This is a genomic window from Kosakonia sp. HypNH10, assembly GCF_029850615.1.
Taxonomy (GTDB): Bacteria; Pseudomonadota; Gammaproteobacteria; order Enterobacterales; family Enterobacteriaceae; genus Kosakonia; species Kosakonia cowanii.
Genome location: NZ_JAOTIU010000005.1, coordinates 94,313 through 116,575 on the forward strand (window position 1 = coordinate 94,313; position 22,263 = coordinate 116,575).

Annotated in this window: 20 protein-coding genes, 1 tRNA gene and 1 pseudogene; 12 read left to right on the top strand and 10 right to left on the bottom strand. The window is 56.3% G+C overall.

The genetic code is table 11. The features are described from left to right. The first annotated feature begins 2 nt into the window (after positions 1-2). From opp4C to N7V53_RS15695, 4 genes are all read left to right on the top strand, one after another. Complete coding sequence (gene opp4C, locus N7V53_RS15680) at positions 3-950, top strand: oligopeptide ABC transporter permease (RefSeq protein ID WP_279794096.1); 948 nt, start codon at positions 3-5, stop codon at positions 948-950. Further along, positions 947-1,930, top strand: a complete 984-nt coding sequence (locus tag N7V53_RS15685; RefSeq protein ID WP_094422696.1) for an ABC transporter ATP-binding protein — start codon at positions 947-949, stop codon at positions 1,928-1,930. Before opp4C ends, N7V53_RS15685 begins: the two co-directional genes overlap by 4 nt. Continuing rightward, on the top strand, positions 1,927-2,901 hold the full coding sequence (locus tag N7V53_RS15690; RefSeq protein ID WP_279793933.1) for an oligopeptide/dipeptide ABC transporter ATP-binding protein: 975 nt from the start codon (positions 1,927-1,929) through the stop codon (positions 2,899-2,901). The genes N7V53_RS15685 and N7V53_RS15690 overlap by 4 nt, the downstream gene beginning before the upstream one ends. A 73-nt stretch (positions 2,902-2,974) precedes the next feature. After that, positions 2,975-4,168 carry a zinc-dependent alcohol dehydrogenase gene (locus tag N7V53_RS15695; RefSeq protein ID WP_042715056.1) on the top strand — a complete coding sequence of 398 codons (1,194 nt, stop codon included), beginning with the start codon at positions 2,975-2,977 and terminating at the stop codon, positions 4,166-4,168. Positions 4,169-4,225: 57 nt separating this feature from the next. Here N7V53_RS15695 and N7V53_RS15700 read toward each other — a convergent pair whose 3' ends face one another. From N7V53_RS15700 to nfsB, 3 genes are all read right to left on the bottom strand, one after another. Next, complete coding sequence (locus N7V53_RS15700) at positions 4,226-4,627, bottom strand: type II TA system antitoxin MqsA family protein (protein WP_279793935.1); 402 nt, start codon at positions 4,625-4,627, stop codon at positions 4,226-4,228. Next, entirely contained in the window at positions 4,628-4,933 is a 306-nt protein-coding gene (locus tag N7V53_RS15705; protein ID WP_279793936.1) for a type II toxin-antitoxin system MqsR family toxin, read from the bottom strand. Positions 4,934-5,090: 157 nt separating this feature from the next. Beyond that, positions 5,091-5,744, bottom strand: coding sequence for an oxygen-insensitive NAD(P)H nitroreductase (gene nfsB, locus N7V53_RS15710; RefSeq protein ID WP_279793938.1), 654 nt, complete (start codon positions 5,742-5,744; stop codon positions 5,091-5,093). Between the two features lie 194 nt (positions 5,745-5,938). Between nfsB and N7V53_RS15715 the strand changes: the two genes are divergently transcribed. The 3 genes from N7V53_RS15715 to N7V53_RS15725 all read left to right on the top strand — a co-directional run bounded on the left by N7V53_RS15715 (position 5,939) and on the right by N7V53_RS15725 (position 8,409). Then, positions 5,939-6,874 (top strand): LysR family transcriptional regulator, encoded by a 936-nt coding sequence (locus N7V53_RS15715; protein ID WP_279794098.1) that lies wholly within the window; start codon positions 5,939-5,941, stop codon positions 6,872-6,874. A 61-nt stretch (positions 6,875-6,935) separates the two neighbouring features. Continuing rightward, positions 6,936-7,889, top strand: coding sequence for an aldo/keto reductase (locus tag N7V53_RS15720; RefSeq protein WP_128481852.1), 954 nt, complete (start codon positions 6,936-6,938; stop codon positions 7,887-7,889). A gap of 109 nt (positions 7,890-7,998) precedes the next feature. Continuing rightward, a complete protein-coding gene (locus tag N7V53_RS15725) occupies positions 7,999-8,409 on the top strand; it encodes a DUF1311 domain-containing protein (protein WP_279793939.1) in 411 nt (136 codons plus the stop codon). 80 nt (positions 8,410-8,489) lie between these two features. On the opposite strand, the gene N7V53_RS15730 is transcribed toward N7V53_RS15725, so the two are convergent. After that, the gene (locus tag N7V53_RS15730) at positions 8,490-9,662 is read right to left on the bottom strand and encodes a multidrug effflux MFS transporter (RefSeq protein WP_279793940.1); all 1,173 of its coding nucleotides are present in this window, start codon (positions 9,660-9,662) and stop codon (positions 8,490-8,492) included. A 251-nt stretch (positions 9,663-9,913) separates the two neighbouring features. Here N7V53_RS15730 and N7V53_RS15735 point away from each other — a divergent pair, with 251 nt between their 5' ends. The 3 genes from N7V53_RS15735 to vapC all read left to right on the top strand — a co-directional run bounded on the left by N7V53_RS15735 (position 9,914) and on the right by vapC (position 11,562). After that, complete coding sequence (locus N7V53_RS15735) at positions 9,914-10,807, top strand: dihydrodipicolinate synthase family protein (RefSeq protein WP_279793942.1); 894 nt, start codon at positions 9,914-9,916, stop codon at positions 10,805-10,807. Between the two features lie 120 nt (positions 10,808-10,927). Beyond that, a complete protein-coding gene (gene vapB / locus N7V53_RS15740; RefSeq protein WP_279793943.1) occupies positions 10,928-11,158 on the top strand; it encodes a type II toxin-antitoxin system VapB family antitoxin in 231 nt (76 codons plus the stop codon). After that, positions 11,158-11,562, top strand: coding sequence for a tRNA(fMet)-specific endonuclease VapC (gene vapC / locus N7V53_RS15745; protein WP_279793944.1), 405 nt, complete (start codon positions 11,158-11,160; stop codon positions 11,560-11,562). Before vapB ends, vapC begins: the two co-directional genes overlap by 1 nt. A 4-nt stretch (positions 11,563-11,566) precedes the next feature. Here vapC and N7V53_RS15750 read toward each other — a convergent pair whose 3' ends face one another. The 5 genes and pseudogenes from N7V53_RS15750 to N7V53_RS15770 form a co-directional block, all read right to left on the bottom strand. Then, the gene (locus N7V53_RS15750; protein WP_279793946.1) at positions 11,567-12,625 is read right to left on the bottom strand and encodes an AbrB family transcriptional regulator; all 1,059 of its coding nucleotides are present in this window, start codon (positions 12,623-12,625) and stop codon (positions 11,567-11,569) included. Positions 12,626-12,839: 214 nt separating this feature from the next. Then, positions 12,840-14,336: a pyridoxal-dependent decarboxylase gene (locus N7V53_RS15755; protein WP_279793948.1), complete on the bottom strand. Its 1,497-nt coding sequence runs from the start codon at positions 14,334-14,336 to the stop codon at positions 12,840-12,842. Between the two features lie 251 nt (positions 14,337-14,587). Further along, positions 14,588-15,178 (bottom strand): N-acetyltransferase, encoded by a 591-nt coding sequence (locus N7V53_RS15760; RefSeq protein WP_279793950.1) that lies wholly within the window; start codon positions 15,176-15,178, stop codon positions 14,588-14,590. A gap of 260 nt (positions 15,179-15,438) precedes the next feature. Continuing rightward, positions 15,439-15,706: pseudogene (gene rhuM / locus N7V53_RS15765) on the bottom strand (RhuM family protein); the annotation flags it as partial. Positions 15,707-15,836: 130 nt separating this feature from the next. After that, positions 15,837-15,931: transfer RNA gene (locus N7V53_RS15770), tRNA-Sec, on the bottom strand. A gap of 286 nt (positions 15,932-16,217) precedes the next feature. On the opposite strand from N7V53_RS15770, the gene N7V53_RS15775 reads away from it, so the two are divergent. Then, positions 16,218-17,609 carry a glycoside-pentoside-hexuronide family transporter gene (locus N7V53_RS15775; RefSeq protein WP_279793952.1) on the top strand — a complete coding sequence of 464 codons (1,392 nt, stop codon included), beginning with the start codon at positions 16,218-16,220 and terminating at the stop codon, positions 17,607-17,609. 10 nt (positions 17,610-17,619) lie between these two features. After that, complete coding sequence (gene yicI, locus N7V53_RS15780; protein ID WP_279793953.1) at positions 17,620-19,938, top strand: alpha-xylosidase; 2,319 nt, start codon at positions 17,620-17,622, stop codon at positions 19,936-19,938. A 551-nt stretch (positions 19,939-20,489) separates the two neighbouring features. Here yicI and N7V53_RS15785 read toward each other — a convergent pair. Continuing rightward, complete coding sequence (locus tag N7V53_RS15785) at positions 20,490-22,214, bottom strand: AsmA family protein (RefSeq protein ID WP_279794099.1); 1,725 nt, start codon at positions 22,212-22,214, stop codon at positions 20,490-20,492. Between the last annotated feature and the right edge of the window lie 49 nt (positions 22,215-22,263).

Here is a 22,263-nt window from a genome sequence, read left to right on the forward strand (position 1 = left end):
TGATGCTGGGTTCACTCTTCTCAACTAACCGCCGTCTGCGCAAAGCAGAGATCCCGGCGCTGGCTCAGGCAACGCCTTCCCCGTGGCGCCAGGCGTGGCGCGCGCTGCGCCACAACCGGCTGGCGATGATCTGCCTGCTGGCGCTGATTGTGATGGCTGTCTGGTGCGTCGTCGGGCCAATCTGGTCACCGTGGAAAAACGACGCCACCGATGCATTGATGATCAACAAACCGCCTGGTGCTGCGCACTGGCTGGGCACCGATTTCCTCGGGCGCGATGTTTACACGCGTCTGCTGCTGGCCGGGCGTATCTCTTTGATTATTGGCCTGTTGACCATGCTGCTCTCCGTAGCGCTCGGCTACTTGCTTGGCGCGCTGTCGGGCTATGCGGGCGGCTGGACCGATAAAGTGATTATGCGGCTGGCGGATCTGGTGATGACCATTCCGAGCCTGCCGTTGCTGATTGTCGCCGGGGCGATGTTGTCGGAGCTCGATTTCCCCGCCGAGTCGCGTATCTACATGGTGGTAGTGATGCTGAGTCTACTGGAGTGGCCGAAGCTGGCGCGACTGGTACGCGGGCAGATCCTCTCCCTGCGCGAGCGCGATTTTATGCTGGCTACCCAGGTGCTGGGTTTGTCCTCGCGGCGTCGTCTGTTTGGTCATCTGTTGCCCAACACGGTGCCGATTCTGGTGGTGATGGCGACGATGGCGGTGGCAAATGCCATTTTGATGGAGTCGGCGCTCAGCTACCTTGGCATGGGCGTAGTACCGCCAACGCCGTCGTGGGGCAATATGATGGATGCCGCCAACAGCCTGATCGATTTTCAACGCCGTCCGTGGCTGTGGATGCCGCCAGGCATCGCCATTTTTATCACCGTGATTGCCATTAACGTGCTGGGCGATGGCCTGCGCGATGCGCTCGATCCGAAGATGAAACGGAGCCTGAAATGAGCGAACCGCTGGTCACATTCAACCAACTTTCCGTCTCTTTTGCCGCAGAACAGGGGCGCGTGCGCGCCGTGCAGGAGGTCTCCTTTGCCATTCAGGCCGGGCAGACTATCGGCGTGGTCGGTGAATCCGGCTGCGGGAAAAGCGTCACGGCGATGTCGCTGATGGGTTTGCTGCCACCGCAGGCGGCGCGCATCGATGGCGGGGAAATCCGCTTTCAGGGCGAGGATCTGCTGCGCCTGAAGCCGTCGAAAATGGCCGATCTGCGCGGCAACCAGCTGGCGATGATTTTCCAGGAGCCGATGACCGCCCTGAACCCGGTGCTGACCATCGGTGAGCAGCTGTGCGAGCCGCTGATCCGCCATCGTGGTCTGTCAGCGAAAGCGGCCTGGCAGCGCGCAACGCAATTAATTGCTGAAGTGGGGCTGGCGCGGGCAGAGAGCCTGATGAGTAGCTACCCGCATCAACTCTCCGGCGGCATGTTGCAACGCATCATGATTGCTATGGCACTGAGCTGCCAGCCGAAGCTGTTAATTGCCGATGAGCCAACTACCGCGCTGGATGTCACCGTGCAGGCGCAGATCCTGCGGCTGCTGCGCGACCAGGCGCAGGCGCACCATATGGCGCTGATGTTGATCACTCACGATCTGGGGGTGATCGCGCAGATGGCGGAGCATGTGGTGGTGATGTACGCCGGGCGGATTGTTGAGCAGGGGCCAACCGCCGACGTGTTACGCCATCCGCTGCACCCCTACACCAAAGGGCTGATCGCCTCGCGTCCGGTGCCGGGCGAGCGGCGGCGTCGGCTCTACTCGATCCCCGGCCAGGTGCCGGATCTGGCTGAACTGCCGCCGTGGTGCGCCTTTTACGATCGCTGCGAGCGCGCGACCGACGCCTGTCGGCGCGGCATTCCGCCGCTGGTGGGCGACGAGACCCGGCAGGCGGCCTGTATTCACAGTGCGTTAACGGAGCCGCAGGCATGAGCGCAGAGTATGTGATTGAAGTTAACGACCTGAAAAAGTACTTCCCGCTGCGCGACGGGCTGTTTGGTCAGCAAACCGGGCAGGTGCGTGCGGTCGATGGCGTCAGTTTTAACATTCGCCCTGGTACCATTTTCGGTCTGGTCGGCGAATCCGGCAGCGGCAAAACTACCGTCGGGCGCACGCTGCTGGGGCTGTACGACAAAACCGCTGGCAGCGTGAAATATCGCGGCCAGGAGCTGGGCGATCTCGCGCCTAAGGCGCTGCGCGCGCTGCGTCCGAAAATCCAGCTGGTGTTTCAGGATCCCTACAGTTCGCTCAACCCGCGCATCCGCATCGGCGATGCGATTGGTGAAGCGATGCTGGAGCATAAGCTCTGCACCCGCGCGGAGCTGTATGACAAAGTCATTGCGGTGATGAAGATTTGCGGGCTGGCACCGCAGCACTACAACCGCTTTCCCCATGAGTTTTCCGGCGGCCAGCGCCAGCGAATTGGTATTGCACGGGCGCTGATCCTCAACCCCGATTTTATTATTGCCGACGAGCCGATTTCGGCGCTGGATGTCTCTATTCAGGCGCAGATTATCAACCTGTTCGCCGATCTTCGCGACGACTTCGGCGTAACGTTTCTCTTTATCTCCCACGATCTCGGCGTTGTCGAACATCTGTGCGATGACGTGGCGGTGATGTATCTCGGGCAACTGGTAGAAACCGCCAGCCGCGATACGCTCTTCAACCAGCCGCTGCACCCCTATACCCGCGCGCTGCTGGCCGCCGTGCCGACTCTCGATCCGCTGCGCGAACCGGTAGCGGCAGTGCAGGGCGAGATCCCCGACCCTTCGCGACCGCCGCCGGGCTGCCGCTTTTCGTCGCGCTGCCCGCACGCCACGGAGATCTGTCGTGAACAAGCGCCTGCGCTGCGTGAAGTGGCTTCCGGGCATCATGTTGCCTGCCACTGGGTGGATAAGATGTAGTGCCGCTTCGCCGTGCTTCCCCAGGCTGTTCTATGCTTATCAGTCCTGTCTGAAATCATGGGGAACACGGTACATGAGAGCACTTACTTATCACGGGTCACATAAAGTCAGCGTCGATAACCATCCCGATCCGATTATCCAGGCGGCGGATGATATTATCCTTCGCGTGACCGCCACGGCGATTTGCGGCTCGGATCTGCACCTTTATCACGGCAAAATCCCCGGTACGCATCACGGTGACATCTTCGGCCATGAGTTTATGGGCGAAGTGGTCGAGACCGGGGCTGGTGTGCATGCGGTCAGCAAGGGCGACCGGGTGGTGATCCCGTTTGTTATCGCCTGCGGCGAATGTTTTTTCTGTAAGCTCCATCAATACTCCGCCTGTTCGGAAACGAACGAAGGCAAAGGTGCGGCGCTAAACCGAAAAGGCATTACTCCGCCGGCGGCGCTGTTTGGCTACAGCGATCTCTATGGCGGTATTCCCGGCGGCCAGGCGGAGTATGTCCGCGTGCCGAAGGCCAATACCGGGCCATTCAAAGTGCCGGATACGCTCTCGGACGAGAAGGTGCTGTTCCTCTCCGATATTCTGCCCACGGCCTGGCAAGCGGTGAAAAACGCCGAAATTAAACAGGGCTCAAGCGTGGCGATTTACGGTGCAGGCCCGGTCGGGCTGCTGTCGGCGGCGTGCGCGCGTCTGGAAGGGGCTGAACAGATTTTCATGATCGATGACAGCGACTACCGGCTTGCCTTCGCCCGCGACCGCTACGGCGTTATTCCTATCAACTTTGATAAGAATGACGATCCGGCTGCGTGGATTATCGAAAACACGCCCGGTCATCGCGGCGTTGATGCGGTGATTGATGCTGTGGGCTTCGAAGCCAAAGGCAGCACCACCGAAACGGTGCTCAGCACCCTGAAAATCGAGGGCAGCAGCGGCAAAGTGCTGCGTCAGGCGATTGCCGCCGTGCGGCGCGGTGGGATTGTCAGCGTGCCGGGCGTCTACGCCGGGTTTATTCACGCCTTTATGTTTGGCGACGCCTTCGATAAAGGGCTGACCTTCAAAATGGGGCAGACCCACGTGCACTCGTTCTTGCCAGACCTGCTGCCGCTGATTGAGTCCGGCCATCTCAAACCGGAAGAGATTGTCACGCACCATATGCCGCTCGAAGAGGCCGCCCGCGGCTATGAGATCTTCGATAAGCATGCGGAAGATTGCCGCAAAGTGATCCTTGTTCCGGGGCTTAACGCCGCAAAAGCGACGATCTAACCCCGTTCATGCCCGGTTCGCCGGGCAGACAAGCAAAAAGCCCGGTGAACCGGGCTTTCAGGCATGTTTTAGCTCCTCGAAAAGTTCTGGATGCTTGTCCAGCGCCTTAAAGAGCAAAACTAAAGGTCTTGGCGGTGCAACACGGCCGGTTTCGTACCGGCTAAAGGCATTTGCGCCGCCGCCAAACATCTCTGCCGCCTGGCGCTGATCGAGATTAAACCGCTTTCGGATGGTAGCAATAAACTGAGGATCAACTTCTTCGGCGTTAACTTTGCGGACAAAAGCTGCAACCTGTTTTGAGTAATGTTCACCGTTCAGACGGTCGAAAATGATCTCTCCACATGCGTCGCAGTAATCGCCTGCAATTGCAGTGAGCGTAGTCACTTTCCCTTTGTAACGGTATTCAATGTTGCGGGTGTCATATTTAAGTCCCGCAGCGCCGCAAACAGGGCATTTCATTTATCTCTCCTTAAACGACACGATCAGTACATCACCAGAGACGATTAACTTCAGATAGAGTTTCTGCCTCTTCCAGACTGGTCGGTAAACATCGTGCCACACCGTATGATCGGCATATGCCGTCATGCTTTTAAAAAAATCTTCTGAAGTGAGCGCCAGAATCACCGCGCACATCTCGTCAAATGGCGGTGGATTAAAGCCCAATTCAATCGCTCCCGCGATAGCGCTGGCCGTGGTTCTAACCTTTCCCTCAAGCACCATCCGTTTAACGATATGTAAGCGGACATGGGGAGTTCCTTTCTCCATATTTTTAACCTAAAAGCTAAATTATGCAAATAGGGTAAAAAGCTACCGCATGCAATGTCCTGGTCAAAGCGGGAAAGTAGGGAAATGCGGGTGATGGACGGGTTGGCCTGCAAGAGAATGCAACAAATAAGAAGCCCGGTGAACCGGGCTTTCATTTTTAGATAAAGGTGAAGATCTCGTCGCGCGGCAGGCGCGATTTTGGCAGCGCGGCGTTAAAATCCTGCTCGCTGCGCACGCCGAGCGATACCAGTACAACGCTGGTCAGCCCTTTTTCGCGCAGGCCCAGCGCCAGGTCGAGTTCGCGTGCGTCAAAACCTTCCATCGGCGTGGCATCAATGCCGAGCATTGCTGCGCTGAGCAGAAGGCCGCCGAGCGCCAGATAGACCTGTTTCTCCATCCACTGCGGCAGATCGCGCTGCTCATAGCGGTGAAGATCAACATAGGAGCGGCGGCCCTTATCCTGGCCCGCTTTCGCGCCGTCAGCCACAAAGCGGCCATCCTTCTCCTCCTGTGCCAGCACCTTTTGCAGGTGGGCTTCATCGAGATCGCTGCGCATGCAGAGCGCAATCACGTGTGAGGCATCGGCAATTTTCGCTTTGTTATAGACAAAGTTGCTGGTGGCGGATGTCGCCATCGCCGCGCGTCCTTCCTCACTTGAGGCGACAACAAAGTGCCACGGCTGCGAGTTAACGGAAGAGGGGCTGTTGTGCAGCACGTTAAGCAGGGTGTCGATCTTCTCCTGCGGCACGCGCTGAGCGGGGTCGAAGGCTTTAACGGTATGGCGGGAAATCACGGCTTCATCAAGGGTCATTTTTCTCTCCTGGCGAACATTCAAATAACGCGGGGCGCACCGTCCCGTAGAGTCGCCGAGGATAAACGCAGCGCCAGCGAAGATAAATCGGTGAAAAACGGCAACACTTTCACTCGTAAAGTGAAAATGCGGTTTGCCTGCGCCCGTTTTTCTGGCACAACAGAAGCGCTTGTTATTTGCCGTTCGGAGAGATGATGATTCGGCTGGAAGATGTCACGCTGTTTGTTCGCTCGGCGCTGCTGGGCAGTTTTTCTAACGCCGCGCGCGAAGCCGGGCTGCTTCCCGGCCAGGTCAGCGCAGCGGTGCACCGGCTGGAACGCGATCTCGATAAACGCCTGTTTGTGCGCTCGACCCGCAGCCTGCGCTTAACCGCCGAAGGTGAAAAGTACCTCCCCTTCGCCCAGGAGATGCTGGAAGTGGTGCGCGCCGGGGCTGAAAGCCTGCACAGCGGCGATAACGAACCGCAGGGCGAGCTGCGCATGGCGGTGCCATCCGATCTGGGGCGCAACGTGCTGCTGCCGATCATCACCCGTTTTTGCGCCCAGTACCCGAAGGTCTCTTTGCGCCTCTCCCTTTCCGATCAGCTTAGCGATGTGTTTCGCGATCCGGTGGATGTCGCTATCCGCTACGGCGTGCTGGATAACAGCAGCTATGTGGCGCTGCCAATTGCCGAAGATAACCGCCGGGTGCTCGCCGCGTCGCCTGCTTATCTGGCGCAGCACGGCAGGCCGCAAACCCTTGATGAGGTGGTTAACCATCACTGCCTGCTCTTCACCATGAACAACCAGGTGTATGACAAATGGAGCTTTCCGGAAAATGGCCTGCGCCGACAGCTGATCGTCAAAAGCCGGATGTTGTGCGACGACGCGGATGTCGCGCGCCGCTGGGCGGTAGAGGGGATGGGCATTGTCTATAAATCGTGGATCGACGTCAGCGCCGATGTACTGGCCGGGCGGCTGGAGATGTTGCTGCCGCAGCATCCCGGCGAGGCCGCGCCGCTTAACCTTATCTGCCCGCACCGCAAACAGTTCTCCCCGGCGATTCGCCATCTGCACGCGGTTTTACGGGAAACATTAAGACCAGTCACCGCACAGCTGCGCAGCCTGGCGGCGGAAAAACCGCACGGATAACCAAAAGCGATCGTCATTACACGCCAGGCTTAAAGTTTGACCTTCACAGGAGGAAGTGGCGATGGCATTACGTTCATTAGGTACCACGGGGTTACAGATCCCGGCATTAGTTTTTGGCGGCAATGTGTTCGGCTGGACCGTCGATGAGCAGCAGAGCTTCAGTTTGCTGGACGCGTTACTGGAAAAGGGCTTTACGGCGATCGATACGGCAGACGTTTACTCTGCATGGGCACCGGGCAATAAGGGTGGCGAATCGGAAACCATTATTGGTAAGTGGCTGGCGGCGCACCCAGGTCATCGCGACAAGATCACCCTGTTTACTAAAGTGGGCGCCGATATGGGCGAACCCGGTAAAAAAGGACTCTCGGCACGCTGGATTGAGCAGGCAGTTGATGACTCGCTCCGTCGCCTGCAAACGGACTATATCGACCTCTACTTCTCCCACTGGCCGGATAGCGAAACGCCCTACGATGAAACGTTAGGCGCTTATGAAAAGCTGTTGAAAGCCGGAAAAATCCGCGCGATTGGCGCGTCCAACCTCGACGCCCAACAGCTGGCAGAATCGCTGAAAGTAGCTGATGAGAAAGGGCTGCCGCGCTACCAGGTACTGCAACCGGAATATAACCTCTACGATCGCGAGAGCTTTGAAGGCGCGTTGCAGGATTTAACGGTGCGGGAAAATATTGGCGTCGTGACCTACTACAGCCTCGCTTCCGGTTTCCTGTCAGGAAAATATCGCAGCGAAAGCGATCTCAGCCAGAGCCAGCGCGGGCAGGGCATCGCCAAATACCTGAATCCGCGCGGCTTCGCCATTCTCGATGCGCTCGACAAGGTGGCGGCGAATCATAATGTGAAACCCGCCGAAGTAGCGCTCGCCTGGCTTATTAACCAACCGGGCGTTACCGCGCCGATTGCCAGCGCAACCAAAACTGCGCACGTCGAGAGCTTCGCTACCGCCGTGGCGCTGAACCTCTCTACCGACGAGATCGCCGCACTGAATAAAGCCGGCGCGTAAACCACTAAATGCCCGGTGGCGCGCTGCTTACCGGGCCTACGAACTTCTCTACTTCACAAAATAAGGCTTTATAATCGCGCCACCTTCACTGTCGGCTGAAATAAAGATTATGAAAGCTTACGCCCTGTTTTCCCTGTTCCTTCTGTTTAGCCATCATGCTTATTCCGCGCAAAAAAGCATTTCCCACTGCATCGAACAATATGGCGAAAACAATGATGAGTGCCTGGCGGATGTAAACGATGCCTCTGAGGCAGCGCTAAATAAGGCTTATGAAGCGAAGCTGAAAGAGATCGCCTCTTTTGACTACATGCGCTGGTGGCTCGGCTCTCAGGAGCAGAAAGACCGCATGCTGGCAACCTATAAGCAGAATCAGAAAGAGTGGCTTCAGTACAGAAACAGCTACTGCGAACTGGTGGGCACACAAGCGATGGGCACCCATGTATTTGGTGAAGCTATGTTAGGTTGCGTTCTCAATATGAATACGTTGCGTATCGATCAGATTAATAAAATCCGGCTTTAAATCCGCCATACCGCGATGTTTATCCGGCCCACAAACCCCGTAGGCCGGATAAGGCGTGAGCCGCCATCCGGCATCGCCCTTTATTGCGGGGAGCCGACCCGCCAGGCCATTGCGGCGCTGGCGACGGCGAACAGCGCCATGATCCACGCCATTGTCCACGGCGTGCCGTCGCGAAACGCGGCCAGCAGCAGGGAAGAGATAATGCCGCTGCCATATTGCAGGGAGCCAATCAGCGCCGAGGCCGAGCCGGCAAAGGCCGGGACGGTATCCAGCGCGGCGGCGGTCGAGGCGGCGGCGATAATGCCGTTCATCGAAAAGAAGACAAACACCGTAATCAGCACCGCAACCAGGCCACCGAATTGCAGCTTTACCAGCAGCGCCAGCACAACGCCTGCAAGTGCGGCCAGCGTGACGGCGATCTTCAGCAGCTTATCGAGCGGATGGCGCTGCACCAGCCGTCGGTTAACGGCACTCATCCCCATCAGGCCAACAATATTGAGCGCAAACAGCCAGCCAAAATGCTGCGGCGCGACGTCGTAATAGCCGATATAGACAAACGGCGAGCCGGTGACAAAGGCGTAAGCAGAGACATAGAAAAAGGTGACGCACAGCGTGTAACGCATAAACGCGCGATTGCGCAGCAGCGTGAAGTAGTTGCGAAATACGCCCGCCAGCGACGCATGAATGCGCTTCTCGGCGGGCAGGGTTTCCGGCAGCGCGAAGAGCGAGACAAACATCAGCGCGCCAATCACCACCAGCACCCAGAAAGCCGCATGCCAGGTGGTGAACTTAATAATCTGCCCGCCCGCCAGCGGCCCAATAATTGGGGCGATCGCCATAATAATGGTCAGAGTGGAGAGCATCTGCGCCGCGCGGGTGCGCACAAAGAGATCGCGGATCATCGCCCGCGCCAGCATCGGCCCGGTACAGGCACCGAATGCCTGGAACACGCGCCAGAACACCATCTGATGGATCTCCGTCGATAACGCACACCCCGCCGAGCCGATGATAAACAGCACCATGCCGATAAACAGCGGCTTGCGGCGTCCGATGGCATCGCTCACCGGCCCCCACACCAGCTGCGCCAGTGCGAAGCCCATCAGAAAGCCAGTGATGGTCAGTTCAACATCGCCTTGCAACTCGCGCGCCATCAGCGGCATCGCGGGCAGGTAGATATCCGTCGACAGGGAAGTGAAGGCCATCAGCGCGCTGAGGATCGCGAGAAACAGCGACCCGTGTAGCTTGGTTTGCATAAGATCCTGATTAAGTCACAAAGAGGGAGCCGACAGCGCGGCGCGTTAACTTAAGCAGGGCGACACAAAGCGTAACGCCATTAAATCGCACTGCAACGCGCCCTGTTTTTCCGACCTGCAGAGCGCGAAATGTGGTTTATTCTTGAGAGTCTGCTGACGCTTTTTGTGAGGCAAACAACGAACCTGTCGGCGGATTAAACCGTATGATGCCGGGTTGCCACACTAAAAAAATGCCTAATGAGGGAACAAGAATGGACTTCACAGGATTAAGCGCTTTTGCGCTGACGCCGCTTCTCGATGACCGCCTGGATGAGGCGGCCTATATCAGCATTATTGAAAAACTGCGCGCCGCAGGCGTCGACTCCATCGGCGCGCTCGGCTCTACGGGGTGCTACCCCTACTTTAGCCGCAGCGAGCGCGCGAGCGTCCTGCGTCTGGCAACGGAGTACTCCGGCGCGGTGCCGGTGATCGCCGGGATTGGCGCACTGCGCACGCGCGATGTGCTCTGGCTGGCGGAGGATGCGCAGAAAGCGGGCGTCAGCGCCGTGCTGCTGGCGCCGGTCTCCTATCATCCGTTAACGGAAGATGAAGTCTTCGATCTGTTTGCCACCGTCACCCGCGAACTGTCGGTACCGCTCTGCATCTATAACAACCCCACCGCCACGCACTTTAGCTTCAGCGACGAGCTGCTTGCCCGTATTGCCGAACTGCCAAATATTGGCTCGATCAAAATCCCGCCACTTGCCGCAGAGCTTGCCCCGGAGCGGGTGAGTGCGCTGCGCGCGCAAATCCCGGCGGATGTCAGGCTGGGCATCAGCGGCGACGGCACGGCGGTGGAAGCGCTGAATGCCGGGTGCAGCGTCTGGTATTCAGTATTCGGTGGGCTCTTCCCGCAGGCGGCATTAGCGATTTCCCGCGCAGCGATGGCGGGCGATATCGCACAGGCGCGCCAGCATACCGCCGCGCTCCAGCCACTGTGGGATCTGTTTAAGCGTTACGGCGGCAGCCTGCGCGTTATCGCCACTGCGGCAGAGCTGCTTGGCGTGGTGAAAGCGCCGTGTTTACCCGCGCCTTTGCAGACGCTGCAAGGCGACGCACGGCGCGAGGTTGCCCAGGTTATTGAGCAACTGCGATTAACCGTATGAGAGGGATGCCGGATGGCGGCTGCGCCTTATCCGGCAAAAATCGCTTTTGTATATCCCGTTGACATATCCCTCTGCTGGTTTAAGCTGTTGCAGTATGAAATTTCACCAATGGAGGAGCTAATGGAAAAAACAACACTCTTCAAAAGTAATCGCAGCCAGGCCGTACGCTTGCCCAAAGCGGTGGCGATGCCCGAGGATGTGAAACAGGTCGATATTATTGCCGTAGGCCGTACGCGCATCATCACACCTGCGGGGGAAAGCTGGGATAGCTGGTTTGACGGTGAAAGCGCCTCACCAGATTTTATGGCTTCACGCGAACAGCCGGATGAACAGAGCAGGGAAGCGTTTTGATGCTTAAATTCATGCTTGATACAAACATCTGTATTTTCACCATAAAAAATAAACCCGATATCGTGCGGCAGGCTTTCAATCAGCATAATGGGCAAATGTGCATCAGTTCCGTCACATTGATGGAACTGATTTACGGCGCAGAAAAATCTGCGATGCCGGAAAAAAATTTACGAGTCGTCGAAGGATTTACCGCACGTCTTGAAGTACTGCCATACGGTAACGAGGCTGCCGTCCATACCGGACAGTTACGCGCCGAGCTTGCAACAGCCGGAACGCCCATTGGGCCCTATGATGCGATGATTGGCGCCCATGCGCGTTCACTTGGATTGATACTTGTCACTAACAACACCCGTGAATTTATGCGTATCCCAGGCTTAAGGCTGCAGGACTGGACAACACACTAGCGAATTATTTCCCCAGCCGCTTCGCCACAAACCGTGAGATCGCCGGGCCGGTAATCAGCACCACAATAAAGCGCCCTGTCTGCATCGCCATCACAAAGGCGATATCAACATGGCTTGATGAGGCGATAATCGCCACCGTATCGGCCCCGCCGGGGCTGGTGGCGAGATAAGCGGTGAGCGGATCAATGCCGGCAAATTTCACCAGCAGGAAGGCGAAACCGCAGCAGATCGCCACAAGCGTCAATACCGACAGCAGCACGCGCGGCAGGGCGCGTGCTGCGTAGAGCACAATCTCGCGCGTAAAGCGCAGGCCAATACTCCAGCCGATAAGCGCGTAAGAGAGCGCCAGCAGCCACGGCGGCAACTCAAGCGTCATAAGGCCGCTATCCTCGACGATAATCCCCAGCGCGAGCGTAATCAGTAATGGCCCGGAGGGCATCTTCACGCGTCTGGCAATCAGAAAGCCAACGGCAATCAGCATTAACGTCGCGATAAATGGCCCCGCGCGCAGCGGGCCAAACAGCGTAAAGGTTGCCACCGCATGCTCGGCGCTCTCCGCTCCCATGCCGAGGCGGGTGACCAGCACCGCGACCAGCGCCACCACCATCACCCGCAGATACTGCATAAATGCCACGAGGCGCACATCGGCACCAAAACTTTCCGCCATAAGTGTCATCGCCGCCGCCGCGCCGGGCGATGAGCCCCAGATAGCGGTCGAGCCGGGAAAAACCTGCAGTTTCGCCATTATCCAGCCGAGAATGGCGCTGGCGAAAATCACGGAGAAAATACAGACCACAAACAGCGGCCAGTCGGCGGCGATACGACCAAATACCGACGGCGGAATTGCGTGCGCAATCATCGCGCCAACCACCGCCTGCGCGGCGCTAAACCCCTGTTTATTAATGGTGACCGGGCGGCCGTTGATGGCGAGAAAAATGCCCGCGAACATCGGGCCAAGCAGCAGGGCGGCGGGAAGATGGAGCCACTCCATCACCACCACCAGCAACAATGAGAGGGTAATAAGTTGCAACCAGTTTCGCCATGTGGGCGTTAACGCGGTCATTAACGCCAATCCTTTTGTGCCGCTGCAGTATGACTAAAGAGGTTGGATGACATACGCTTCCCGAAATCAACAAATTAAAAAGCAAATCAGGTTATTGGACTGTAAGCGCTCTCTCTGTGGACTGCAAACCTGAGACTCTTTTTAAATAAAAAGGGTGTAAATCAAACATTATTTACACCCTGCGTCACTAATACCGGAAAAATAAAGAGATCTTTTATTGCTGTAATTCCTGCCCTACTACCTCGTCCCGTGCCGCCATAATGCAATCCAGCACGTGCTTCATCAGCTCCGGTGTCAGATGCATATTCATAATGTAGATTTTAAGGGCGAACACTTTGGCCTCCGGATCGGCCGCATCGCGGTTGTACTCGGTGACGCAGAAACCGGTGGTAAAGCTCATATAGGGCGTACACATCCCGTTGATCTGCTTGCCCTCGCGGAACCACGCATAGAGTTTATTACCAATATCCAGCGTTAACTGATTATGCGCCGACAGCTGTGGTTTATACGCGGGATCGGTCAGTTCACGTTGATACTGCTCCTGCGCATCCACTCCCTGCGGATAGATGCGCAGCAGGGTGACCATGCCATTGTCCTGCGGATTGACGCATACCGTAGACGGCTCTGCTTGCAGCAGATGACGCATCACAAGATGATTTTCCAGGATCGAGCCCAGGCACGCCTGGAAGCCCTCATAACCAAAGTATTTCATCGTCGCCCAGCCCGCTACCGCGCCGGTTGCCGCGCGCGAGACTTCAAGCGTGTAGTGGTAAGGATTGTAATTCGTGCGCGACTGCAGATAAGCCGAGCCCGGGCGCTGCAACAGCGCTTCAAACTCGGCGGCATCGCGGTAAGCAAAGAAGCTGCTGGTGTAAGGTGAAAAGCCCGCTTTATGGAAATCAATGCCAATAGCGTCCGCGTATTTCATCTTCTCAAGTTCACGAGCGTTGCTCTTCATCATCGGCAGTAGCGCTTCGGTGAACTGCAGCGGGTTAGTGGCAAAGTCATATTTCTGGAAGGCCAGCCAGGACCAGCTGGTCACCGCATCGCAGTAGAGCAGCGCCTTGCCATATGGCGCTGCGTTGCGATAGCGATCCAGTAACCGGCGCACGTCCGCCACCGGATCGAAGGCGTTGGCATCGGTTGTCCCCATCGTACATACCACTGACGCAACCGGGATATTTTGCATCCGCAGCGCAATCAGCACCGCTTCCAGATCTTTTAGATCCATGGCGTTAGTCTTCGGATCGGTTTTGATGCAGATAATGTTATCCGTCCCGAGACCGGTCCAGTCTGTGCTGTTCAGCATGGTGAAGTGCGCCTGCTGGGAACAGAGGACTTTCGCGTTAGTGCGTACGCCTTCGCGTCTGGAGTCAGGCAGAGCGCGCGACAGGGCATATTTGAGATGATAGGTCCAGCAGCCGGAGCCGCCGTAGGTATAAAGACCGCCAGCCCGTTGCGCATCCCAGCCAATTAAATTTGCTAACATCCCGCCGCTTTCCAGCTCAGCGCGTTGAACGTTCCAGGAGTACTCCCCCGACACAATATTGGGGGAGAATACCTGTGTGATCATGCCTGCAATAACCGATGCTGTATTGCCCTGCGGGATGGTATTACACATCGCTAATGGATGGCCCCAGTTCGGCATACCGTGAAAAAGCGATGCTGTCTCGTTAATAACATCCTCGCACTGGCGTAAATTATCGGCCATTTCAGCAACTCTGACGCTTTTATAATCAACGTTAAGCTCACCGCTATTACCTAACCACGCCGGGCCATTATCTTCCGGACGCAATCTATTTATATGATCTGAAATACGCGTAATGTTTTCAGAAAGAGCGTCATGGTTATCAGAAAATGCTGAAGGGAACAGTGAGCTTGCTAATTCCTGATATTTCTTTGCTCTTCTTAGTTGATTTTTATTAATAGTATTCATCACAATCCTTTGCGCGTGGAGTGGTATTAAACGAGCGGTTTTTGCGGTTCTCTTAAAATAGGGTAAAGCTCAGGAAAACCGTCGACACAGAGTTTGAAATCTGCGGGTTTAAAGCCAAGCCGCCCGGCAAGACGCTGTACACGCGCAGCTGTACATTCGGCATAGCAAGGCACGCCTGCTTGATCCTGTAAATGGATTAACCGGTACATCAACGCGTTAATAACGTCCATGCCGCGATCCTGGCCAGGAATAGCAAGCACGAAAATATAGAAATGTGGATTTTTTGGATGATAAGCACTCAGTTTGTGCATTAAATAGGCCATAGTAGCGTAATCGGCGCTATATTCATCCCGTAACTGTTTGAACAAGATTTCATCGGTAATATTTTCTGAGTCATAATGAAAATACATTAATGCACCGACATTATTTTCATCAATAATAACGCCGCCTTTGCGTAGCGCGACTTCGGCATAGATCCTGAAGAAGCTGCGCAGCGCCTCCCTTCGTCTTTCCGGCGCCGGAAAGGCAGATTCAATAAGCACATCATCATAAAATGCTTCGGCAAGCAGATCGCATATCAGCTCAATATCAGAAAAGGTAGCATCCCTTACATTCATTATTTTTCCTCGATTAGTTGGATTGATATAAATGTTCTATTAATGCGTCGTTATTAATTACAGGGGTTGTATGGCGAAAAAAGATATCATGATTAATAAATGTGAGGGAAGCGAAACATCCGAAAATAAAATGACATATCGCATGTTGCTAAAGAGGAGAATAATTATTGTAGAGATGTTGTTTTATTTACATAAAAGCCATGGGCTCTTTTATTAAAGAAATAAAATTAAGTCATGTTGAGTGCTGCGTTTATCGATTTTTAGCTTTCTGCTTCTTTTAAAAAGCGCGGTAGCCTGGTAAATCGACAATATTCAGCAAGCGCTTTTCATCCGCTATTTTTAACCAATCTTGCCTGCGTCGTGTAAAGCCTGCCGATGGTTAAATCGCAGAAATTGATCCAGATTATTTTGCCAGTCCCGAAGGAATATATACTTACAACGGCGAGCCTGATCTTCAGCAAATTCCAGCCACATATTTACTATACGGTTGAGTTCTCCAGCTTCATGTTGGCTGAGGAAATTTTTGGCGCCTGCTCGCTGATAGTCAGCGGCCAGCGCATACATGGCGCTTAATTGATTTAAGGCGCGCGCAGGCTGCTAATAGCGTGGTGTAAATCAGAAGTGATATTTAAAGATGTGCCAGACAGAGACTTAATTTTGGCGGAAGATCACAGGAGTCGAACCTGCCCGGGACCGCTGGCGGCCCCAACTGGATTTGAAGTCCAGCCACCTCACCGGAGATGACGATCTTCCGCGCCTGCATTGCTACATGGAGGCGGGGCGCATTATACCTACTTTCAGTGATTTACCACATCCCTCACCGTAATTTTTCACGTTCTGCTTTCCCTTTCTCTGACCGTTTAAGATAAATCTCTATCTTTTCCATTGGTTAGCTTTTTTCATACGTTAAGGAATCGCGATCACAGAAAAGAATAAACGTAATTTAATAACCAGAAATCGCAATTTCCGCCCGTAAAGCGATCGATTAAAACCCTTAACACCGCAATCGGCATGGTTTTGCTGCGTTAAGGAAACAAAAATGGACAGTCAGGCTATTTCTGTAAAAGAAAAGATTGGCTACGGGATGGGCGATGCCGCCAGTCACATCATCTTTGATAACGTCATGCTCTACATGATGTTCTTCTATACCGATATCTTCGGCATTCCCGCCGGTTTTGTCGGCACCATGTTTCTGCTGGCGCGTGCGCTGGACGCCGTTTCCGACCCCTGCATGGGGCTGCTCGCCGACCGTACGCGCAGCCGCTGGGGCAAATTCCGGCCATGGATTATCTTTGGCGCGCTCCCTTTCGGTATCGTCTGCGTGCTCGCTTACAGCACGCCGGATCTCAGCCTTAACGGCAAGATGCTCTATGCCGCTGTCACCTATACGTTACTCACCCTGCTTTATACCGTCGTCAATATTCCCTACTGCGCGCTGGGTGGGGTCATCACCAACGATCCGCAGCAGCGCATCTCTCTGCAATCCTGGCGCTTCGTGCTGGCTACCGCAGGCGGCATGCTTTCCACGGTATTAATGATGCCGCTGGTGAAGCTGATTGGCGGAGGGGATAAGGTTGTCGGTTTCCAGGGCGGGATCGCCGTGCTTTCAGTGCTGGCGTTTATGATGCTGGCATTCTGCTTTTTCACCACCAAAGAGCGCATCCAGGCCCCGCCAGCCACCACTTCCATGCGTGAAGATCTGCGCGATATCTGGCAAAACGATCAGTGGCGCATTGTGGGGATGCTGACCATCCTGAACATTCTTGCGGTGTGCGTGCGCGGTGGCGCGATGATGTATTACGTCACGTGGATTATGGGCGATGCCGCCATCTTTACCGCGTTTCTTACGACCTACTGCGTCGGCAACCTGATTGGCAGCGCGCTGGCGAAACCGCTCACCGACTGGAAGTGTAAAGTCACCATCTTCTGGTGGACCAACGCCGCGCTCACCCTGCTCAGCATTGCCATGTTCTTTATTCCCATCCAGGCCAGCTTCACCATGTTCGCCTTTATCTTTGTTATTGGCGTGCTGCACCAGCTGGTCACCCCGATCCAGTGGGTGATGATGTCCGACACCGTCGATTACGGCGAATGGTGCAACGGCAAGCGTCTGACCGGCATCAGCTTTGCGGGCACGCTGTTTGTGCTGAAGCTCGGCCTCGCGCTTGGCGGAGCGCTGATTGGCTGGGCGCTGGCGGGCAGCGGCTATGAGGCCGCCGCATCGCGACAGAACGGTATGACACTCACCATCATCGTCTCGCTATTCACGCTGGTGCCGGCAGCCTGCTATCTGTTCAGCGCGATTATCGCCAGGCGCTACTACACCCTGAAAACACCCCTGCTGAAGTCGATTGTGGCGCAGCTGGCGCGCGGCGAACACCGTAGCCAGAAGCGGTTCGGCAATATTTCACCCCGGGAAGAGTTACTGTAAGGAGCAACGCATGAAGATCAGTGATGGCAACTGGCTTATCCAGCCCGGCCTGACATTAATCAACCCAATTCAGGTATTTGATGTTGATCAGCAGGGGAGTGAGATGGTGGTGTATGCCGCCCCGCGCGACGTGCGCGAGCGCACCTGGCAACTGGATACGCCGCTCTTTACGCTGCGCTTCTTCTCGCCGCAGGAGGGCATTATCGGTGTACGTATCGCGCACTTTGAGGGCGGTACAGAGAGAGGGCCACATTTCCCGCTCAACATTGCGCAAGATGTGGCGGTCGCGATAGATAACACCGAGACGTATGCCGAGCTACACAGCGGCGCGCTGACCGTTCGGGTGGCGAAAGGCGAAGCGTGGGCCATTGATTTTCTGCGTAACGGCGAGCGCATCACCGGCAGTCAGCTTAAAAACAGCGGCTACGTACAGGATGGCAACAGCGGGCGCAATTACGTTTTCGAACGGCTGGATTTGAGCGTCGGCGAAACGGTTTATGGTCTGGGCGAGCGCTTCACGTCGCTGGTGCGGAACGGGCAATCTGTAGAGACCTGGAACCGCGATGGCGGCACCAGCACCGAACAAGCCTATAAAAATATTCCCTTCTATCTCACCAACCGAGGCTACGGCGTGCTGGTCAACCACCCGCAGGCAGTAGAGTTTGAGATCGGTTCGGAGAAAGTCTCCAAAGTGCAGTTCAGCATTGAGGGGGAGTCGCTTGAGTACTTCGTTATTGACGGCCCGACACCGCAAGCGGTGCTAAACCGCTACACCCGCTTTACCGGCCGCCCGGCGTTGCCACCGGCGTGGTCGTTCGGCCTGTGGCTGACCACCTCTTTTACCACCAATTACGATGAAGCGACCGTGAACAGCTTTATCGACGGCATGGCTGAGCGCCAGCTGCCGCTGCATGTTTTTCACTTCGACTGCTTCTGGATGAAGGCCTTCCAGTGGTGCGATTTTGAGTGGGACCCGGTGACCTTCCCGGATCCGGCGGGAATGATAAAACGGCTGAAGGAGCGTGGGCTAAAAATCTGCGTCTGGATAAACCCCTACATCGGACAGAAATCCCCGCTGTTCCGCGAACTGAAAGAGAAGGGCTATCTGCTGAAACGGGCGGACGGCTCGATATGGCAGTGGGATAAATGGCAGCCGGGGCTGGCGATTTATGACTTTACCAATCCGCAAGCTTGCCAGTGGTATGCCGATAAGCTCAACGCGCTGGTGGCGATGGGTGTCGACTGTTTTAAAACCGATTTCGGCGAGCGCATCCCAACGGATGTGGTGTGGCACAACGGTGCCTGTCCGCAAAAAATGCATAACCACTACGCCTATATTTACAACGAACTGGTGTGGAACGTGCTGAAAGAGAGCGTGGATGAGAAGGAAGCGGTGCTGTTTGCCCGCTCGGCCTCAGTCGGTGCGCAACAGTTCCCGGTGCACTGGGGCGGCGACTGCTACGCCACCTATGAATCGATGGCGGAAAGCCTGCGCGGCGGGTTATCCATTGGTCTTTCTGGCTTCGGTTTCTGGAGCCACGATATCGGTGGCTTCGAGAATACCGCGCCTGCGCATATCTATAAGCGCTGGTGCGCGTTTGGCTTACTCTCCAGCCACAGCCGCCTGCATGGCAGCAAATCCTATCGGGTGCCGTGGGCTTACGATGATGAGTCCTGCGATGTGGTGCGCTTTTTCACGCAGCTGAAATGCCGCCTGATGCCCTATCTCTACCGACAGGCGGTAGCGGCAAGCGAATCGGGTGTGCCGATGATGCGCGCAATGATGCTGGCTTTCCCGGACGATCCGGCCTGCGATTACCTTGACCGCCAGTATATGCTCGGCGACGCCCTGCTGGTCGCACCGGTGTTCAGCGAAGCGGGTGAGGTGCAGTTTTACCTGCCGGAAGGGCGCTGGACACACCTGTGGCATAACGACCTCCTCGAAGGTAACCGTTGGCGCAAACAGCGACACGGCTTTATGAGCCTGCCGGTCTACGTTCGCGACAATACGCTGCTGGCGCTGGGCGATAACGATCGGCGACCCGATTACGCCTGGCATCAGGGCACTGCATTCCAGCTCTTTCAACTCGACGATGGGCGCGAAGCCGTGTGTGAGGTACCGGATAGCCGCGGCGAGAGCATTTTTCGCGTATCCGCCAAACGTGAAAGCGGCGTGATCACCGTGCGTGCTTATGGCGAAGGCCAAAACTGGACGCTGTGCCTGCGCAATATTATGCAGATAACCCATCTGCAGGGAGCGACGGCGAGCAAGAGTGAAACCGGTTTGGTCATTACCCCGCATGGCACCGCAGTTTCTATCACCCTCTAAACGCAGATTGCCCGGTGGCGCTAACGCTTACCGGGCCTACAAAGGGAAAGTCAACGTAGGCCGGATAAGCGTAGCGCCATCCGGCAAAGGCGCAGGAGCTGCCCGGTGGCGCTAACGCTTACCGGGCCTACAAAGGGAAAGTCAACGTAGGCCGGATAAGCGCAGCGCCATCCGGCAATGGTGCAGGAGCTTGCCCGGTGGCGCTAACGCTTACCGGGCCTATAAAGGGAAGGTCAAACGTAGGCCGGATAAGCGCAGCGCCATCCGGCAATGGTGCAGGAGCTGCCCGGTGGCGCTAACACTTACCGGGCCTACAAAGGGAAGGTCAAAAGTAGGCCGGATAAGCGCAGCGCCATCCGGCAATGGTGCAGGAGCTGCCCGGTGGCGCTAACACTTACCGGACCTACAAGGGGAAGGTCAAAAGTAGGCCGGATAAGCGTAGCGCCATCCGGCAAAGATGCAGGAGCTGCCCGGTGGCGCTAACACTTACCGGGCCTACAAAGGGAAGGTCAAAAGTAGGCCGGATAAGCGTAGCGCCATCCGGCACGGGGTTACGGAGTTGCCTGCGACGGCGCTGCGGCTGGCGCAACGGCACTCGCGCTGCTCACCGTACCGCCGTGCATGCTCTGTTTAATCTGCTGTTTTTGCGCGTTGACTGCCTGTAACTCGCCGTTGACGGAGGGCTTTAACGGCGCTTCGGCGCGCACCTGGCCGCTGGCGGTTAACTGCAAATTGCCTTCGCCATCAATCGGCAATGCGGGCCAGCCCCACGCCTGCAATACATTGACCGGCACGCCGCGCCCGTTGAGGCTGACATTGACGCTGCGATCCGGTGTTTGCGCAACCACCGCTCTCGCTTCCAGCAGCCCCTGGCCGGTAAAGGCACTAAGCTCGGTGATATTGACCGTGTTGCTATTGGCATTGAGCGCCAGCGACGGGCGGCGGACATCGACGCGGTTAAAGGTGCCTGCGGCGGCGTTCAGCTTCGCATTTCCGCTCCAGATCCCCCATTTGCGCTCGCGCACCAGCTGCAAATTGTTGCCATAGCCATCCAGCGCGGTGAGCTGCCACGGAAACGTCGGATCGATATCAATCACCAGGTTGCGGCTGGCGCTGAATTTTTTCAACACCAGGCTGTTCAGCCATGGGGGCAGATCGTCCATCCACAGCTGTTTCCAGTTTGCCGGCAGCGTGTATTCCAGCCCGGCAAATGCTGCATCATCCAGCACTAGCGCCTTGCCTGTGCGGTACCAGTTACCGGAGGTGCGCACCATGCCGTTTTCCCAGCGGGAGGTGAACTGCTGCAGCGCGATGCCCTGCGGGGAGAAGCTGGCATTCAGAATCGGGTCGAAGAAGTGCAGCGAACCGTAGATAAACTCGCTGGCATTCATCGACAGTTTGCCCTCTTCGCTCTCCCAGTCGCCCTTCCTGAAGGTCAGGTTGCGCAGGCTAAGATCGAGGTCAGTCACCGCCCACTCTGGCCCCTGCAAGGTGGCGTCGGTCACTTCCACACGGCCGATTTTCAGCGAAGGCAGGGTGGTAAGCGGGGCAAAGAAATCCTGCAGTGACTTATCGCTTTGCAGACGAATATCGTTAAGGCGCAGATTATTGACCACCCAACTGCCATCGGCGCTGCGCTTTGCATCACCCGTGAGCGAGCCGCGCGCCATATCGGCACCGATGGTGGTTAAGGTCACCACATCCTTATCGATGCTGCCCTGAATCAGCACATTACTGGCGGGAACGCCATTTAACGTCAGCGAACCGGCGCTCATCTGCAACTGCGCTTTACTGCCGATCACATTACCTGCGGCTGGCTGCCAGGGTGAAATACCGCCGGTAACGCGCTGGGCGCTTAACTCCCAGCCGGTTGCCGGGCTGTTGAAGGCCATGTTGCGCAGTTGCAGGCGATCGGCCTGGAAAGGCAGCGGCGCGGCGGTTGGGGAGAGGTTAAGCGTACCGTCCTGTAACAGAATGGTGTCGGCATGCAGCGGGTCGGTGAGTTGTCGGCTGCTGAGGCCAATATCGACCATTTTAGCCACCAGCGTTGCTGGCTGACCTTTGCGACCGAAGCTCACGCCTTTTAATACCAGATGAGAAGGGGAAGAGAAGCGGTGGTCAACGGCGTCGAATGTGAGGCGATAATCGCTGTTATCGCTGATCCACTGGCTCGCTTGCGTCGCGCCCCAGCGGGTTTGCAGCAGGAAGTAGGCCGCCAGCAGCAGCACAAACAGGATAATAACGACCGCTAACAGCAGCTTCCCAAGAAATTTCATCATCTTCCTCCCTCACGTGACCGTAAGGGAGTTATGCACGAATTGCGCG

What these genes read in the sequence shown, in the direction of transcription:
- opp4C (WP_279794096.1), top strand. Translation starts at nt 3, where the DNA reads ATGCTGGGTTCACTCTTCTCAACTAACCGCCGTCTGCGCAAAGCAGAG.
- N7V53_RS15750 (WP_279793946.1), bottom strand. Translation starts at nt 12,625, where the DNA reads ATGACCGCGTTAACGCCCACATGGCGAAACTGGTTGCAACTTATTACC.
- N7V53_RS15695 (WP_042715056.1), top strand. Translation starts at nt 2,975, where the DNA reads ATGAGAGCACTTACTTATCACGGGTCACATAAAGTCAGCGTCGATAAC.
- N7V53_RS15735 (WP_279793942.1), top strand. Translation starts at nt 9,914, where the DNA reads ATGGACTTCACAGGATTAAGCGCTTTTGCGCTGACGCCGCTTCTCGAT.
- N7V53_RS15725 (WP_279793939.1), top strand. Translation starts at nt 7,999, where the DNA reads ATGAAAGCTTACGCCCTGTTTTCCCTGTTCCTTCTGTTTAGCCATCAT.
- N7V53_RS15755 (WP_279793948.1), bottom strand. Translation starts at nt 14,336, where the DNA reads ATGGCCGATAATTTACGCCAGTGCGAGGATGTTATTAACGAGACAGCA.
- N7V53_RS15715 (WP_279794098.1), top strand. Translation starts at nt 5,939, where the DNA reads ATGATTCGGCTGGAAGATGTCACGCTGTTTGTTCGCTCGGCGCTGCTG.
- N7V53_RS15705 (WP_279793936.1), bottom strand. Translation starts at nt 4,933, where the DNA reads ATGGAGAAAGGAACTCCCCATGTCCGCTTACATATCGTTAAACGGATG.
- N7V53_RS15700 (WP_279793935.1), bottom strand. Translation starts at nt 4,627, where the DNA reads ATGAAATGCCCTGTTTGCGGCGCTGCGGGACTTAAATATGACACCCGC.
- N7V53_RS15785 (WP_279794099.1), bottom strand. Translation starts at nt 22,214, where the DNA reads ATGAAATTTCTTGGGAAGCTGCTGTTAGCGGTCGTTATTATCCTGTTT.
- N7V53_RS15760 (WP_279793950.1), bottom strand. Translation starts at nt 15,178, where the DNA reads ATGAATGTAAGGGATGCTACCTTTTCTGATATTGAGCTGATATGCGAT.
- nfsB (WP_279793938.1), bottom strand. Translation starts at nt 5,744, where the DNA reads ATGACCCTTGATGAAGCCGTGATTTCCCGCCATACCGTTAAAGCCTTC.
- vapB (WP_279793943.1), top strand. Translation starts at nt 10,928, where the DNA reads ATGGAAAAAACAACACTCTTCAAAAGTAATCGCAGCCAGGCCGTACGC.
- N7V53_RS15730 (WP_279793940.1), bottom strand. Translation starts at nt 9,662, where the DNA reads ATGCAAACCAAGCTACACGGGTCGCTGTTTCTCGCGATCCTCAGCGCG.
- N7V53_RS15720 (WP_128481852.1), top strand. Translation starts at nt 6,936, where the DNA reads ATGGCATTACGTTCATTAGGTACCACGGGGTTACAGATCCCGGCATTA.
- N7V53_RS15685 (WP_094422696.1), top strand. Translation starts at nt 947, where the DNA reads ATGAGCGAACCGCTGGTCACATTCAACCAACTTTCCGTCTCTTTTGCC.
- vapC (WP_279793944.1), top strand. Translation starts at nt 11,158, where the DNA reads ATGCTTAAATTCATGCTTGATACAAACATCTGTATTTTCACCATAAAA.
- N7V53_RS15690 (WP_279793933.1), top strand. Translation starts at nt 1,927, where the DNA reads ATGAGCGCAGAGTATGTGATTGAAGTTAACGACCTGAAAAAGTACTTC.
- N7V53_RS15775 (WP_279793952.1), top strand. Translation starts at nt 16,218, where the DNA reads ATGGACAGTCAGGCTATTTCTGTAAAAGAAAAGATTGGCTACGGGATG.
- yicI (WP_279793953.1), top strand. Translation starts at nt 17,620, where the DNA reads ATGAAGATCAGTGATGGCAACTGGCTTATCCAGCCCGGCCTGACATTA.